The following is a 15,718-nucleotide window of genomic DNA, read 5'->3' on the forward strand; positions in this document are numbered from 1 at the left end:
TTGGTGCTGTTGCTGCTGATCATGGCCGGGATCAGCTATCAGAACACGCAGTCCATCGGCAGTCGCTTGTCCATCATCACCGGCCAGTCGGCGCCGTTGAGCCGGGCCGCCAGTGAGCTCTACGTGCACATCCTGCGTGCCAACCAGGCGTTGCTGGCCATTCAGATCAGCACCGACCCCAAGCAGATCGAGGACGGCAAGCAGCCGTTCACCGAGAGCATTGCCCAGTTCACTCAGTTGCTCGACAGCACCGCGGCCTATACCGGCGAGCATGAGGCGCTGCGGGCCAACCTGGCGCAGCAGCGCCAGCAGGTCGCGGCCTACGCCGAGCAGGCGCAGGGGTTGATGACGTCCCACTTGCAGCATGTGCAGCAGTTGGCGCTGACACGCACACTGCAGGGCTACAGCAGTGCACAGGCGATGCAGCTGACCAGCTACTTGCGTGATTACATCGCACAGGCACGCACCGCCGGCGAGCCGCAGCAGGTGGCCGCCGCAGAAAAACTCCTGTTGGAAGTCAACAAATCCTACGATGGTTTCGCAGCCCACACCGTCACGCCCGCCATTGATAAACTACAGCGCGTGCTCAACCTGCAGGACGAAGTGATCAGCACCCGCGCCCAGGCCCTGACGGCGATTGACCCGAGAGTCGGGCGGATCGCCGGCGTCATGGTCAATCGCCTGCTTACGGACCTGACCGCCGCTGACGGCCTGTTCCAGGCCTATCAGGTGGAGGCCAAGCTCGCCGCGCAGGTTCAGCAACAGCGCACGGCGGTTGACGCGGCGCTCAAAGCCACCCTGGACCGGATTGCCGAGTTCGGCAGCCAGTCCCTGGAGGTCGCCAACCAGGCCAGTCACTCGGCCAATGCAACCATCGGCACCAGCCGCAGCGTGCTGTTGATCGCCTGTGTGCTGGCGGTGCTGGCGGCGCTGGCGATTGGTACGTGGGTGGCCTTCAGCCTGCGGCGTCCGCTGGCGGCATTTCGCGACGTGCTCAAGACGCTCACTGCCGGGGACATGCGGGTCAGTTTCGATGTCAGCCGTAAAGATGAGTTCGGTGAGTTGGGCGGTTACCTGAACGAACTGACCAAGGCCCTGCAGACAACCTTCCGTGAATTGATCCGTTCTGCCGATGCGCTGGCCGTGACCGCCGGTAGCAACGCCTTGAACAGCGAGCAGACCACCCGTGTGGTGGATGAGCAGAAGGACCGTTTGCAATCGGCCGCCTCGGCCATGACGCAGATGGAAAGCACGGTCGAGGAGGTGGCTCGGCGCGCGCAGGACACCCGCCAGGCGGTGGACGACACCAGTGACCTCACGCACAAGGTGCAGGCGCGCGTGGCCGAGACCATCGTCAATATCCGTCAGCAGGCCGACCAGGTGAACAAAGCCACGCAGGTGACCGATGAGCTGCAGAAGTACGGGCAGAACATCGAAGGCATCGTGGTGGCCATTCGTACCATTGCCGAACAGACCAACCTGCTGGCCCTGAACGCGGCAATCGAAGCGGCCCGTGCCGGCGAGCAGGGGCGTGGGTTTGCGGTGGTGGCCGATGAAGTGCGGTCGCTGGCCAGCCGTACCCAGACCTCGACCAGCGAAATCCAGGACATGATCGGGCTCATGCAGGAAAAAATTCATTCGGTGGTGCAGGTCATGAACGAAAGCCAGGCGCAGTCCAGCCAATGCGTGTCCCTGGCCTCGGGCGCCGGTGACTTGTTGCTGTCCATGAGCGGCGCGGTCGACAGCATCCGCGACATGAATATCCAGATTGCCGCCGCCACCGTGCAGCAGAGCGCCACGGTGCAGGAAACCAGTCGGATGGTCATCCAGATCAACGATTCGGCCCAGCAGACGGCCGACGGCGCCGAACAGTCCGCCATCAGCAGCCAGGAGCTGTCGAACATGGCCAAAGTGCAGCGTGAGCTGCTCCATCATTTCAGCGTTTGAGCCGCAGGAGTCAGAACATGAAAGCATGGTTGATGCTCGCCCTGGGAGCGACGCTGTTCGTTCCGGGCTTCGCCCAGGCCGCCACCCCTTTGCTGGGTGTAGGCATGGCAAAGTATGACGATAACTTCCAGACCCTGCTGCGCAACGGGGTGCAGCAACAGGCCGGCGTCATGAACGCCAATATCTTTATGGAGAATGGCAAGGACAGCGTCGATTTGCAGATGCGCCAGTTCCGCAACCTGGTCAATTCCAAAGTGGATGCGATCATCATCGCGATGGTCGATGGCAAAAGTGCCGCGCAGATGATGCAGTTGGCTTCTGACGCCAAGATCCCGCTGGTGTTCGTCAACCGCAACCCGAACCCGGAAAAGTGGCCGGCGCAGACCGCGTTTGTCGGCTCCAACGAGCTGGAGTCGGGCACGTTGCAGATGGAAGAGCTGGCGCGCCGTGCCGGTTACAAAGGCAACGTGGTGATTCTGGTGGGCGACCCGGCCAACGCGTCCTCTTTGATGCGCACCGAAGACGTGGAAAAAGTCGTCGCCAAATACCCGGATATGAAAGTCGTACAGAAAAAGGTCGGTAACTGGGAACGTAGCCAGGCCGCCACGATTGTCATTGACTGGGTCAAGCAGGGTGTCGATTTTTCGATCATCGCGGCCAATAACGACGAAATGGCGATCGGCGCGATCATGGGGCTGGAAAAGGCCGGCAAGCAGGCCAAGGATTATTGGGTCGGCGGCATCGACGGTACACCGGACGGGTTGAAACTGATGGCCGAGGGCAAGATGGCGGTCAGCGTGTTCCAGGACGCCGCCGGCCAGGCCGCCGGCGCCGTGGACACCGCGCTGCGCCTGGTGCGCGGTGAGGTGCTGGAGTCTGCGGTGGTATGGGTGCCGTTCAAGCTGATCACGCCCGAGAATCGTCAGACGTTTGAATAGGGGCGATCCCACCTTGGAATGCGATCAACTGTGGGAGGGGGCTTGCCCCCGATAGCGGTGGGTCAGATAAATGAATGTTGACTGACCCAACGTCATCGGGGGCAAGCCCCCTCCCACAGGGTTATTCAGTGTTGGTAGGAAGTGGGTTCAGCGCCTTCCCGCCCGTGTACTCACATCCACCCACACCGCCAGCACCAGGATGCTGCCCTTGACGATCATCTGCCAGTAACTGTCCACGTCCAGCATCGACATGCCGTTATCCAGGCTGGTAATCACCAGTGCTCCGAGCAATGCGCCATACACCGTGCCCGAGCCGCCGCGCATCGAGGTGCCGCCGATAAAGCACGCGGCAATTGCGTCCAGTTCGCCCATGTTCCCCGCTGACGGTGAACCGGCGGCCAGGCGGGCGGTGTTGACCAGGCCGGCCAGCGCGCACATCACGCCCATGATGCCGAAGATCCACAGTTTCACCGCCTGCACGTTGATACCCGACAGCCGCGTCGCCTCCATATTGCTGCCCACCGCATACACCCGGCGGCCGAACACGGTCTGGCTGGTGACGTAGCTGAACACGCCGAGCAGCATCAGCAGCAGCAATACCGGCACCGGGATTCCGTCGTAGCTGTTGAGGGTGGTGACGAACCCGGCCAGCACTGCGCCGATCAGCACCACGCGCACCACGTCACGTACCAGCGAGTGCGCCGCCAGGCCATGCAGGGCGCGGTTGCGCCGTTGTTTCCAGGTGAGGAACAAGGTCAGAGCAAACAGCAGAACACCCAGGCCGATGCCCACGGTGTGCGGCAGATAGCCCTGGCCCACGTACACCAGCGACGGCGACACCGGCGCAATGGTGGTGCCGCCGGTAATCCCCAGCAGGATCCCGCGAAACGCCAGCATCCCGCCAAGGCCGACAATGAACGAAGGGATGCGCAGATACGCCGTCATATAGCCGTTGGCCAGGCCTATCATCAAACCGCACAACGCCACCAGGCTCAGGTTGGCCAGCAGCGGGATGTGATACACCACGTCCAGGATCGCCGCCAGCCCGCCGAGCAAGCCCAGCAATGAACCCACCGACAAGTCGATTTCGCCGCTGATGATCACCAGCACCATGCCGCACGCCAGTATCCCGGTGATGGACATCTGCCGCAGCAGGTTGGACAGGTTGCGCGGCGTGAGGAAGCCACCCTCGGTCTGCCAGCTGAAAAACAGCCAGATGAACGCGACGGCGATCACCAGGGCGAGCATTTTGTAGCGGGTGAAAAGCTGTTTGACCTGATTCATCTACGCGGTCTTCCGATCGTTATTATTGTGGCTGAGCGCAGCGGCGAGTACCTGTTCCTGGGTGAGCCCCTGATTGATGAAGTCGCCACGCAACTGGCCGTCGCCGATCACCAGCACGCGGTTCGACACGCCGAGCACTTCGGCGAGTTCCGACGACACCATGATGATCGCCACGCCTTCGGCCGCCAGCGCGCCCATCAGTTTGTAGATCTCGTACTTGGCGCCCACATCCACCCCGCGCGTGGGCTCATCCAGAATCAGTACCTTGGGCTTGGTCATCAGCATTTTTGCCAGCACGGCCTTTTGCTGGTTGCCACCTGAGAGGCTGGTAATCGGCAGAAACGGGCTGGCGGTTTTCAGGTGCATGCGGGCGATCTGTTGATCGATGCTGCCCAGTTCGGCTTCGGCGTCGATGCGGGTCAGGTGGGCATAGCTGTCGAGCACCGCCAGGGTGATGTTCTGGCCCACGCCCAGGTCGGGAATGATGCCCTGGCGCTTGCGGTCCTCGGGTACCATGCACAGCCCGGCGCGGATCGACTTGAGCGGTGTGCGCGTGTCGATCACCTTGCCTTCCAGCCACACTTCGCAGCTATAGCGCCCGGGGTAGGCGCCGAACAGTGCCGACACCAGCTCCGTGCGCCCGGCGCCGACCAGCCCGGCAATGCCGAGGATTTCGCCACGCCTGAGCACGAAGGAAACATCGTCAACGCGTTTGCGCCTGGGGTTGTCGACGTCGTAGCAGGTGACGTTGCGCGCCTCGAACATCACCTCGCCCACCTCATGGGGTTCGGTGGGGTAGAGGTTGCTCATCTCGCGGCCGACCATCTGGGTGATGATCTGCGCAATGTCCATGTCGGCCATGGCGGTGGTTGCGATGTGCTTGCCGTCACGAATCACGGCGATGGTGTCGCACACGGCCGCCACTTCATCGAGCTTGTGCGAGATGTACACGCAGGCCACACCCTTGGCCTTGAGGTCGCGGATGATGTCGAGCAATACCTCGATTTCCGAGCGGGTCAGGGCCGAGGAGGGCTCGTCCAGGATCAGCAGCCGCGCCTGCTTGTTCAAGGCCTTGGCGATCTCCACCAACTGCTGGTAGCCACCGCCGTACTGCGACACCGGCAGCGCCACATTCATGTCCGGCACCTTGAGTTCACGCATCAACGCCTCGGCGCGGTGCAGCATCGCCGGGTAATTCATACGCCCACCGGGCAGGGTCAGCTCGTGGCCCATGAAGATGTTCTCGGCCACCGACAGGTCGGGCACCAGGGTCAGTTCCTGGTGGATGATGACGATGCCGGCGGCTTCGGTTTCGCTGATCGACTGGGCCCTGAGCGGCTGCCCGTCCCAGAGGATTTCGCCCTCCCAGGTGCCGTACGGGTAGACCGCCGACAGCACCTTCATCAAGGTGGATTTGCCGGCGCCGTTTTCGCCGCACAACCCGACGCACTCGCCGGGCCGTACCTTGATGTCGATGCCGTTGAGGGCGTTGACACCGCCAAAGCTTTTGACGATGCCGTTCATTTGCAGCAGGTAGTCGGACATGGGAAAGGCTCACACAAAAAGGCTGACCCCCACCCCTGTAGGAGCGAGCTTGCTCGTGAAAAACGTCAACGATAATGCGCGCTTCCTGGATAAACGCGGCGCTCTCGGGTTTTTCGCGAGCAAGCTCGCTCCTACAGGGAGCGAGGTTTTATCGAGGCCATCATCATTGCCCGGCGATCTGCTCTTTGGTGTAGAACCCGTCCTTCTCCAGCACGTCGATATTGGCCTTGGTCAGCGGCGTCGGGGTGAGCAGGATGGTGTCGACCTGCTTGCTGCCATTGTCGTACTGCGAGCTGTAGGTGGGTTTTTCATTGCGCGCCAACTGCACCGAGAGTTTGGCCGCCTCGGTGGCGATCAGCTTGAGCGGCTTGTAGACGGTCATGGTCTGGGTGCCGTCGATCACGCGCTTGATCGCCGCGAGGTCCGCGTCCTGGCCGGAAATCGGCACCTTGCCCGCCAGTTTCTGCGCGGCCAGGGCCTGGATCGCACCGCCGGCGGTGGCGTCGTTGGAGGCGACGATGGCGTCGATCTTGTTGTTGTTCCGGGTCAGGGCGTTTTCGACGATGCTCAGGGCTTCGGTGGGGTTCCACTCTTTCACCCATTGCTGGCCGACAATCTTGATGTCGCCCTTGTCGATGGCCGGTTGCAGCACCTTCATCTGGCCTTCGCGCAGCACCTTGGCGTTGTTGTCGGTGGGCGCGCCGCCGAGCAGGAAGTAATTGCCCTTGGGCGCGGCTTGCAGCACGCCGCTGGCCTGCATCTCGCCGACTTTTTCGTTATCGAAGGAGATGTAGGCGTCGATGTCCGCATTGAGGATCAGGCGGTCATAGGAGACCACCTTGATTCCGGCCTTCTTCGCTTCGGCCACCGCGTTGGTGAGCACCGTGGCATTGAACGGCACGATCACGATCACATCGACGCCCCGGGAGATCAGGTTTTCGATCTGGGAGATTTGCTTCTGCTCGTTGGCATCAGCGGACTGCACGAACACCTTGGCATCGAGTTTTTCCGCCGCGGCGACGAAGTAGTCGCGGTCACGGGACCAGCGCTCCAGGCGCAGGTCGTCGATGGAGAAACCGATTTTCGGGTGAGCCGAATCGGCCATCACCGGCAGGGCGAGCAGGGCCAGGGCAGTGGCGAGCAGCGTACGTTTGAATGACTTCATGGTGGTGCGTCCTTTTATTGTTGTTGGAAAAGACACAGCGTGGTGCGGGTTCAACTGTAGAGCGTCATTCGACGCCCGGTGCAAAGATTTGTCGCGCAAATGTCACTGCCCTTGTAGGAGCGAGCTTGCTCGCGAAGAACGTCAACGATAACGCGAGACACCGGGTTAACCGTGTCGTTCTGGCGTTCTTCGCGAGCAAGCTCGCTCCTACAGAGGGGCGTCAGGTGTAGATAAACCGATTCACGATACCTTCCAGCATCTCCTGCCGACCGCTCACGGCCTGCGGGTCCAGTTCGTTGGCAAACGCATGCTCGGCCAGGGATTGCAGGCTGAACTCGCCTGCCAGTACGGCTTTGCCCAGCGGCTGCTGCCAGCCGGCGTAGCGCTGGTCCTTGAACTGTTGCAGCCGGTCGTTCTGCACCATGGCGGCCGCGCGTTCCAGGGCCAGGGCCAACACATCCATCGCCGCGACGTGGCCGTGAAACAGGTCCACATCGTCCAGGCTCTGGCGGCGCACCTTGGAATCGAAATTGTAGCCGCCGTTCCTGAATCCGCCGGCCTTTAGGATTTCATAGGTGGCCAGGGTCATTTCCTCGACGCTGTTGGGGAACTGGTCGGTGTCCCAGCCGTTCTGCGGGTCGCCACGGTTGGCGTCGATGCTGCCGAAGATCCCCAGGGACACGGCGGTGGCAATCTCATGGTGAAAGCTGTGCCCGGCCAGCGTCGCATGGTTGGCCTCGATATTGACCTTGATCTCGTGCTCCAGGCCGTACTCATGGAGGAAGCCGAACACCGTGGCGCTGTCGTAATCGTACTGGTGCTTGGTCGGCTCCTGGGGCTTGGGCTCGATCAGCAGGTCGCCGGTAAAGCCGATCTTGTGCTTGTGCTCCACCACCATGCGCATGAACCGGCCGAGCTGTTCACGTTCGCGCTTGAGGTCGGTGTTGAGCAGGGTTTCATAGCCTTCGCGGCCACCCCACAGCACATAGTTGGAACCCTTGAGCCGCAGCGTGGCGTTCATCGCGCTGAACACCTGGGCAGCGGCGTAGGCGAACACCTCAGGGTCGGGGTTGCTCGCGGCGCCGGCGGCAAAACGCGGGTTGCTGAAGCAATTGGCGGTGCCCCACAGCAGCTTGATGCCGGTCTGTTCCTGATGACGCTCCAGGTGATCGACCATCTGCGCAAAGTGGTTGCGGTACTCCTTGAGCGAACTGCCTTCGGGCGCCACGTCGGTGTCGTGAAAACTGTAGTAGTCGATACCCAGCTTGGAGAAAAACTCAAAGGCCGCCTCCGCCTTGCCGATGGCCAACTCCATCGGATCGCCGCTGCGCTGCCACGGACGCTTGAAGGTGCCCACCCCAAACATATCCGCCCCCGGCCACACAAAGGTGTGCCAGTAACAGGCGGCCATGCGCAGGTGCTCGCGCATGGGCTTGCCGAGGATCAGCTTGTTGGCGTCGTAGTGACGAAAGGCGAGGGGAGCGTCGCTGGCAGGGCCTTCGAAGCGAACCTGCTCGACACCGGGGAAGTACGGCATGGCGTTTTCCTTATTGTTCTTGGCGGTGTCTGGATACTAGCAATGGCACCGGGGCTGCTGATTATGAAAATCACCAAGGGGTGGTGCGATTTTGTGCAGTCGGGTCTAACCTGTCTCAACCGGCCCCAGGACAAAAACAATGAAAACCCTACCGCCCGTGCACCGCATCGCCTTGCTCTTCAACGGCAGCAAAATCTACGACCGTGGCATCATCGCCGGCATCGGCAATTACCTGAGCAGCACCCGCGCGTCCTGGGATTTGTTCCTGGAGGAGGATTTTCTCTGTCGCCTGCGCGGCATCGAGCGTTGGCAGGGCGACGGGATCATTGCCGACTTCGACGACCCGCTGATCGGCGAGGCGTTGGCCGGCAGTCGAATACCGGTGGTGGCGGTGGGCGGGTCGTATGCGGACGTCAGCCTGTACCCCAAGGGCATTCCCTATGTGGCGACCGATAACCATGCCCTGATGAAGCTGGCCTACGAGCACCTGATCGAGGCGGGGTTGACGCGGTTTGCCTGTTTCAGCCTGCCCGAAGCCCAGGCCAATCGCTGGGCCCAGGAGCGTGAGAAGGCGTTTCGCGGGTTGATGCAGCGCGATGGTTTGCAGGTGGAGATCTATCGCGGCCTGGGGACCAGCGCGCCGTTGTGGGACAGCGCGGTAGAGCAGCAGATTGCCTGGCTGCACAGCCTGCCCAAGCCCATCGGCATTATCGCGGTGACCGACGCCCGTGCCCGGCAGCTGTTGCAGGCCTGCCTGACAGCGGGCATTGCGGTGCCGGAAGAGGTGGCGTTGATCGGCATCGACAACGACCCGCTGACCCGCACGCTGACGCGGGTGCCGCTCAGTTCGGTGATCCAGGGCACCGAAACCATGGGCCGCACCGCCGCCGCGCTGCTGCACCAGATGTTGCATGGCAAGCCCTGTGCCGGCACGCAGGTGCTGGTGCCGCCGGACGCGATCAACGTGCAGGCCTCCAGCCTGCATCAACCGTTGGGCAACCCTTATGTGATGCAGGCGCTGCTGTTTATCCGCCAGTACGCCTGCCAGGGCATCAAGACCGCCCAGGTGGCGGCGTATGTCGGGGTGTCGCGTTCATCGTTGGAGTCGCACTTTCGCAAGGTGCGCGGCTGCAGCGTGCATGACGAGATCCTGCGCTTCAAACTTGCCGCCGCCGCCAAGGGCCTGGAAAACCAGGCCCTTGCGATTGCCGATATTGCGCAGACCTGCGGGTTCACCTCGGCGCAATACCTGCACACGGTGTTTCGCCGCGAGTTCGGGTGTACGCCCAGGCAGTACCAGCAGGGCGCGGCCTAGAGCAGGCGCCCAAGGGACGTATGAGCAGCAGGGTTCATGCGGGATTTTCCAGGCACAAAAGCGCGGTGCGGGCGCACCGCGCTGACAAGGGGTTGTTACGGCAGGGCGTAGGCGATCACGTAGTCGCCACGGTCGCTGGACTGGCGCGCACCGCCGGCGGTGACGACGATGTACTGCTTGCCGGTTTTCGGTGATACGTAGGTCATCGGGCCGCCCTGGCTGCCGACCGGCAGGCGGGCTTTCCAGATTTCATCACCGTTGCCGCTGTTGAAGGCGCGCAGGTAGAAGTCCTGGGTGCCGGCGATAAAGATCAGGCCACCTTGGGTCGACAGCGTACCGCCGAGGGTCGGAAGGCCCACCTTGATCGGCAGGTGCATGCGGATGCCCAGAGGGCCGGTGTCTTCGACGGTGCCCACCGGCACTTGCCAGGCGATTTTTTGCGTCTTCATGTCGATGGCGGTCAAGGTGCCGAACGGCGGCGCCTGGCACGGAATGCCGGCCACCGACAGGAAGCGGTTCTTGTTCACCGCATACGGCGTGCCCTTGAGCGGCACGGCGCCCATGCCGGTGTTCAGCGCTTCGCCACCGGAGGCGGCCAGGGCCTTGTTCTGCGACGGCACCATCTGGATCCACAGGCCCAGGCGCATGTCGTTGACGAAGATAAAACCGTGCACCGGGTCGGTGGAAATACTGCCCCAGTTCATGCCGCCCAGGGAACCCGGGAAGCTCAGGGATTTATCGGTGCCCGGCGCGGTGTACAGGCCGTCGTAGCGCATGCCCTTGAAGTCGATGCGGCACAGCAATTGGTCATACGGCGTGGCGCCCCACATGTCCGATTCGGTCAGGGTTTGCGCGCCGATCTGCGGCATGCCCAGGGATTTGGGCTGGGTAGGGGAGTACGGCTCGTTGGGAATGTTCGCGGCTTTGACCGGCACTTCCTGCACGTCGGTCAACGGCTTGCCGGTGGCGCGGTCGAGTACATAGAGCTGCCCGGCCTTGGTGCCGATCACCACGGCGGGCACCGCCTTGGCGCTGCCCGGCGGGGTGAAATCGATCAGGCTGGGCTGCATCGGCAGATCGAAGTCCCACAGGTCATTGTGGACCGTCTGGTACACCCATTTCTCTGCACCGGTGGAGGCGTCCAGCGCCAGTACCGAAGCACCGTATTTATGATTGAGCCGGGTACGCTCCACGCCATAGATGTCGGTGGACGAGCTGCCCATTGGCAGGAAGACCGTGTTCATCAGCGGGTCGTAGGACATCGGCGCCCAGCTGTTCGGGGTGCTGCGCACGTAGGTGCCGCCATCGGCCGGCGCTTGTCTGTCTTCAGGGTTGCCGGGGTCGAAGGCCCAGCGCATCTGGCCGCTGATCACATCGAAACCACGGATCACGCCGCCGGGCATATCGGTTTGCACGTTGTCCGCGACGCGACCGCCCACCACAACGGTGGTACCGGCAATCAGCGGCGCCGAGGACAGTTGGTAGTAACTGTCCGGCACATTCCCCAGGCCGGCCTTCAAATCCACCTGGCCGTGGGTGCCGAAGTCTTCGCAGAATTGGCCGGTGTCGGCATCCACGGCGATCAGGCGCGCATCGATGGTGTTGGTCAGCAGGCGACGCTGGCATTGCGCACCGGCAGGAACGCTGGCGGCAAGGATCGGCGAGCTGCCTTGTTGGGTCGGCTGGGCAATCGGCGCAGTGGCGTCGAAATACGCCATGCCACGGCAACGCTGCCAAACCGCCGATTGGGCGTTGACCTGGTTCTTCCACAGTTCCTTGCCCGTGTCGGCGTCGAGCGCGATGAGGTTGTTGTGCGGGGTGCAGATGAACACTTTGTTGCCGATCTGCAGGGGCGTCAGCTGGTCCTCGGCACCGTTGCCGTCGCTTATCGCCACGTCACCGGTGTGGTAGGTCCAGGCGACCTTGAGCTTGTCGATGTTGTCGCGATTGATCTGGTCCAGCGCGGCGAAGCGGCTGCCGCCTTCGGTGTTGCCGTAGTGCGCCCAGTCTTTCTGGGCATCGGCCGCAGCCACCGGGGTGATGCCGGGGCCGGCTCCGGTCGGCGCGACGCTAGGGTGAGCGACGAACATATTGCCCGCCGCCACCGCCACGCCCAGCGCCAGCACGACGGCGACGCCGTACGCAGCACGCGCCGGTTTGCCGACCAGCAGCGGATACACCAGCGCGACCACGATACCGATCACCGCAAACATGAACAGGCGCGAGAACAGCGGCCAGTACACCAGGCCCACGTCCGCGACGGCCCATACGGCCGTGCCGACCAGGAACGCGGCGAACAGCCAGGCCCCCGCCGGGTTGCGCCGGGCAATCAGCAGCCCGGCAATGACCATGGCCACGCCACCGATCAGGAAGTACCAGGAACCTCCCAGGCTGATCAGTTTGGCGCCGCCGACGGCGAGCGCAAGGCCGAGCAGGGCGATGATCACGCCCAGGCCCAGGAGTAGGATTTTAGAGACGCCAGCGGCGCGCGATGCTCGTTTCATGTCGAAAGGACTCGAGTGAGAGAGGGCAAGGCCTAATGCCAGTCAGTTAAGCGAACGAAATGCTTAAAGCAGCGAAGATCCCCTGTGGGAGGGGGCTTGCCCCCGATGACGTCGGCCCAGCAAACACTGATGTTGGTTGACCCACCGCTATCGGGGGCAAGTCGAATCGTCGCACCGCCCCTCCCACAGGGATCGGCGCTAACTGACTGGCATTAGGGCAAGGCCGTGATTTTAGCAATATAAGTAACTGGTTAGTACATTTTGTCGCAGGGCGATGATTTCAGCGCATCGCGGACAGCCGGCGCGGCATGAAACATTTATTAATAATTAACCCGCTTTTGTGGTTGTACGACGTCGTATCAACTGTGTTCGACTATCAGCGCTCTCACAAAAAAAATAACGGAGACTCTCCCCTATGACCGGTTTTCCTTCCGTCGAAGGCAAGGCTGCGGCGCCTGCGCCCGGCCATGTCGTACGACTTCTAAAGCTGCTCGGCCCCGGCGTTATCGCGGTACTGTCCTGGCTGGGCGCAGGCGATCTGATTACCTCCTCCGTTGCCGGCGCCAACTACGGCTACGCCATGATGTGGGTGCTCGCCGTATCGCTGCTGCTCAGGTACCTGATCGTCAACATCATTGCGCGGTTCCAGCTGTGCAATAACCAGGGCATGACCATCCTTCAGGGCTATGCCCAGTTGAACCCGTTTTTCGCCTGGTTCCTGCTGGTGTATGCGCTGCTGATGGGGCATTTGATGAATGCCTACATGATCAAGGGCGCGGGTGAAGCGCTGGCCATGCTGTTCAAGACCGACTATGCGCTGCTGTGCTCGGTGGCCGTGGTGCTGGCGGTGTGGCTGCTGGTGGGACGCAATATCTATTCGATGATTGAAGGCGTGATGAAGGGCCTGCTGGCGATCATGACCCTGGCGTTCATTGCCTTGGCGGTGATGTCCGGGCCGGACATGGCGGGCATTGTCAGAGGCACGATCGGTTTCAGCATTCCGCCGGATGAGGGCGTGCACGGGGCGTTGCTGGTGGCGGTGTCGGTAATCGGCGCGGTGGCGGGCTCGATCGCCAACTTCGTGCACCCCTATGTGATGCGCCAGAAGGGCTGGATCGGCCCGCAGCACAAGCGTATCCAGCGTAACGACCTGTTGTTTGCGGTGTTTGTCGGCATCGTGATCAACCTGGCGATCTGGATAGTCGGCGCCGAGATCCTGCGGCCCAACGGCATTGAAGTGAAGACCCTGGGCGATCTGGGCAAGGCGCTGGAACTCTTCTTCGGCCCGATCGGCTGGTACATCTTCTTTATCGGTGTGTTCGCCACGCTGTTCGCCAGCATCTCGGGCAAGACCACGGCCTTTCCGATGCTGATCACCGATGCGTTCCAGCACGTGCGCCCCGGACGCCGGGAACGCTACGGCAAAGAGTTCCACCATGACCCGATGCACAAGTGGTTCATGCTGTTCATCCTGGTGACACCCCTGATCTGGTCGCTGCCGGGCATGCCGGACTTCGTCACCCTGACCATCGGCGTCAGCGCGTTGAACATCATTGGCCTGCCGGTGATTTCCCTCGGCTTGCTGATCATGTCCAACCAAAAGTCGCTGCTCGGCAAGGAGTACCGCAATAACCTGTTCGAGAACATTGCGTTGCTCTTCGCCACGGGGCTGGCGTTGTGGGTCGCGTTCCAGTTGGGCGTCGAGCTGTTCAACTGATCACCCGGTCGTGCAGGCGTCGCATCGGCTTGATGCGACGCCTGCGGGCGATCAACGAAACGCCGGCACTACCTGTTCGATAAACAGTGCCAAAGACTTCTTCTTCTCGGCATGGGGCAGGCTGTTGTCGCACCAGAAGCTGAACTCATCCACGCCCAGTTCCTGGTAGTAGCGGATGCGCGGGATGATTTCTTCTGCGGTGCCGATCATCGCGGTTTTGTGCAGGCTTTCCAGTTCGAATTCCGGGCGTGCGGCGAACTTCTCTTCCGGGCTTGGCTCAAGGAAGCCGTTGACCGGCACGCTCTTGTTGCCGAACCAGGCGTCGAAGGTGCGATAGAACTTCGAGATCGCCCTGGCCCCGACTTCCCAGCCTTGCGGGTCATCGGCGGCGTGCACATGGGTGTGACGCAGCACCATCAGTTGCGGGCGCGGCACGCCAGGGTTGTTGTCCAGGGCGGCCTGGAACTTGTTCTTGAGGTCCAGGACTTCTTCGTCGCCCTTCATCAGCGGCGTGACCATTACGTTGCAGCCATTGGCGACTGCGAAATTGTGCGAGTCGGGGTCGCGGGCGGCGATCCACATCGGTGGGCTGGGCTGCTGGATTGGCTTGGGCACGCTGGTGGAGGTGGGGAATTTCCAGATATCGCCGTCGTGGGCGTAGTCGCCTTTCCACAGGGCGCGCACCACCGGCACCATCTCACGCAGGGCCTGGCCGCCGCTGGAGGCTGGCATGCCGCCGGCCATGCGGTCGAATTCGATCTGGTAAGCGCCACGGGCCAGGCCCACTTCCATGCGCCCGTTGCTGATCACGTCGAGCAACGCGCATTCGCCCGCCACCCGCAACGGGTGCCAGAACGGCGCGATGATGGTGCCGGCGCCCAGGTGGATAGTGGTGGTCTTGGCCGCGAGGTAAGCCAGCAGCGGCATCGGGCTTGGCGATATGGTGTATTCCATCGCGTGGTGTTCGCCAATCCACACGGTGCTGAAACCACCGGCTTCGGCCATCAGGGTCAGTTCGGTCAAGTCTTCGAACAACTGACGGTGGCTGACGCTTTCATCCCAGCGTTCCATGTGTACGAACAGCGAAAATTTCATGACGCGTACCTCGGATCTATTGTTGTTTTCCGCAAAAAACGGGTTCAGCGGGGTATCAGGCAGGCACCGGCAGGGTACCCATCTTGCCGTGGCAATACACCAGGGGCCCGTTCGGCTGCGCAGGCACGATCAGGTTCTTGACCGAGCCCACCATGATGGCGTGGTCGCCGCCTTCGTATTCGCGCCACAACTCGCATTCGATGACCGCCGTGGCGTTGGCCAGGATCGGATTGCCCAATGCACTCAGGGTCCACTCGATGCCCTGGGCCTTGTCCTTGCCTTTGCGCGCAAAGGCGTAGGCTTCGCTTTGCTGCCCGCCGGACAGCACATGGATGGCGAAGCGCTTGTTCCTGATCAGCACGGGGTAGGAGTCGGAGCTGTAGTTGGGGCAGAAGAGCACCAGGGCCGGGTCCATGGACAGCGAGCTGAACGCGCTGGCGGTGAGGCCGACGATTTGCCCGTCGTCATCGAGCGTGGTGATTACGGTGACCCCGGACGGAAACGAGCCCATCACTTGTTTGTAGATGGCGGCATCAATCATGGATGGTCCTCTGGTATGAGCGATTTTCTTAAATTTGTAGGTCTGATGGTATACCGTAATACAGGAGTTGCAAGGGCTTTTTTGAGCGGGCGATAAACGTGCCCAGAACCCGCCAAGACCCTCTGCTACG

At 62.1% G+C, this 15,718-nt stretch carries 11 protein-coding genes and 1 pseudogene; 5 read left to right on the forward strand and 7 right to left on the reverse strand.

Annotated features, from left to right (window positions below; translation table 11 throughout):
* Positions 1-669 precede the first annotated feature (669 nt).
* From TU82_RS29530 to TU82_RS08230, 3 genes and pseudogenes are all read left to right on the forward strand, one after another.
* Positions 670-1,089 (forward strand): annotated as a pseudogene (locus tag TU82_RS29530) (HAMP domain-containing protein); the annotation flags it as partial.
* 102 nt (positions 1,090-1,191) lie between these two features.
* Positions 1,192-1,947 (forward strand): methyl-accepting chemotaxis protein, encoded by a 756-nt coding sequence (locus TU82_RS29535; RefSeq protein ID WP_420893013.1) that lies wholly within the window; start codon positions 1,192-1,194, stop codon positions 1,945-1,947.
* 17 nt (positions 1,948-1,964) lie between these two features.
* Positions 1,965-2,885, forward strand: a complete 921-nt coding sequence (locus TU82_RS08230; protein WP_057721946.1) for a substrate-binding domain-containing protein — start codon at positions 1,965-1,967, stop codon at positions 2,883-2,885.
* A gap of 147 nt (positions 2,886-3,032) precedes the next feature.
* Here the strand turns inward: TU82_RS08230 and TU82_RS08235 are convergent, their stop codons facing one another.
* The 4 genes from TU82_RS08235 to xylA all read right to left on the reverse strand — a co-directional run bounded on the left by TU82_RS08235 (position 3,033) and on the right by xylA (position 8,416).
* The gene (locus tag TU82_RS08235) at positions 3,033-4,169 is read right to left on the reverse strand and encodes a sugar ABC transporter permease (protein WP_057721947.1); all 1,137 of its coding nucleotides are present in this window, start codon (positions 4,167-4,169) and stop codon (positions 3,033-3,035) included.
* Positions 4,170-5,714 (reverse strand): D-xylose ABC transporter ATP-binding protein, encoded by a 1,545-nt coding sequence (gene xylG, locus TU82_RS08240; RefSeq protein WP_057721948.1) that lies wholly within the window; start codon positions 5,712-5,714, stop codon positions 4,170-4,172. It lies immediately after the preceding gene.
* A gap of 163 nt (positions 5,715-5,877) precedes the next feature.
* Positions 5,878-6,879, reverse strand: a complete 1,002-nt coding sequence (gene xylF / locus TU82_RS08245) for a D-xylose ABC transporter substrate-binding protein (RefSeq protein ID WP_057721949.1) — start codon at positions 6,877-6,879, stop codon at positions 5,878-5,880.
* Between the two features lie 220 nt (positions 6,880-7,099).
* Complete coding sequence (xylA, locus tag TU82_RS08250) at positions 7,100-8,416, reverse strand: xylose isomerase (protein WP_057721950.1); 1,317 nt, start codon at positions 8,414-8,416, stop codon at positions 7,100-7,102.
* Positions 8,417-8,555: 139 nt separating this feature from the next.
* On the opposite strand from xylA, the gene TU82_RS08255 reads away from it, so the two are divergent.
* Positions 8,556-9,731, forward strand: a complete 1,176-nt coding sequence (locus TU82_RS08255; protein ID WP_057721951.1) for a XylR family transcriptional regulator — start codon at positions 8,556-8,558, stop codon at positions 9,729-9,731.
* 95 nt (positions 9,732-9,826) lie between these two features.
* On the opposite strand, the gene TU82_RS08260 is transcribed toward TU82_RS08255, so the two are convergent.
* Positions 9,827-12,235, reverse strand: coding sequence for a glucose/quinate/shikimate family membrane-bound PQQ-dependent dehydrogenase (locus TU82_RS08260; protein ID WP_057721952.1), 2,409 nt, complete (start codon positions 12,233-12,235; stop codon positions 9,827-9,829).
* Positions 12,236-12,650: 415 nt separating this feature from the next.
* Here TU82_RS08260 and TU82_RS08265 point away from each other — a divergent pair, with 415 nt between their 5' ends.
* Positions 12,651-13,952, forward strand: a complete 1,302-nt coding sequence (locus tag TU82_RS08265; protein ID WP_057721953.1) for an Nramp family divalent metal transporter — start codon at positions 12,651-12,653, stop codon at positions 13,950-13,952.
* Between the two features lie 51 nt (positions 13,953-14,003).
* Here TU82_RS08265 and TU82_RS08270 read toward each other — a convergent pair whose 3' ends face one another.
* Both TU82_RS08270 and TU82_RS08275 read right to left on the reverse strand, forming a co-directional pair.
* A complete protein-coding gene (locus tag TU82_RS08270; RefSeq protein ID WP_057721954.1) occupies positions 14,004-15,047 on the reverse strand; it encodes an LLM class flavin-dependent oxidoreductase in 1,044 nt (347 codons plus the stop codon).
* A gap of 55 nt (positions 15,048-15,102) precedes the next feature.
* Entirely contained in the window at positions 15,103-15,588 is a 486-nt protein-coding gene (locus TU82_RS08275) for a flavin reductase family protein (RefSeq protein ID WP_057721955.1), read from the reverse strand.
* Positions 15,589-15,718 lie beyond the last annotated feature (130 nt).

This window comes from Pseudomonas orientalis (genome assembly GCF_001439815.1).
Classification (GTDB): domain Bacteria; phylum Pseudomonadota; class Gammaproteobacteria; order Pseudomonadales; family Pseudomonadaceae; genus Aquipseudomonas; species Aquipseudomonas orientalis.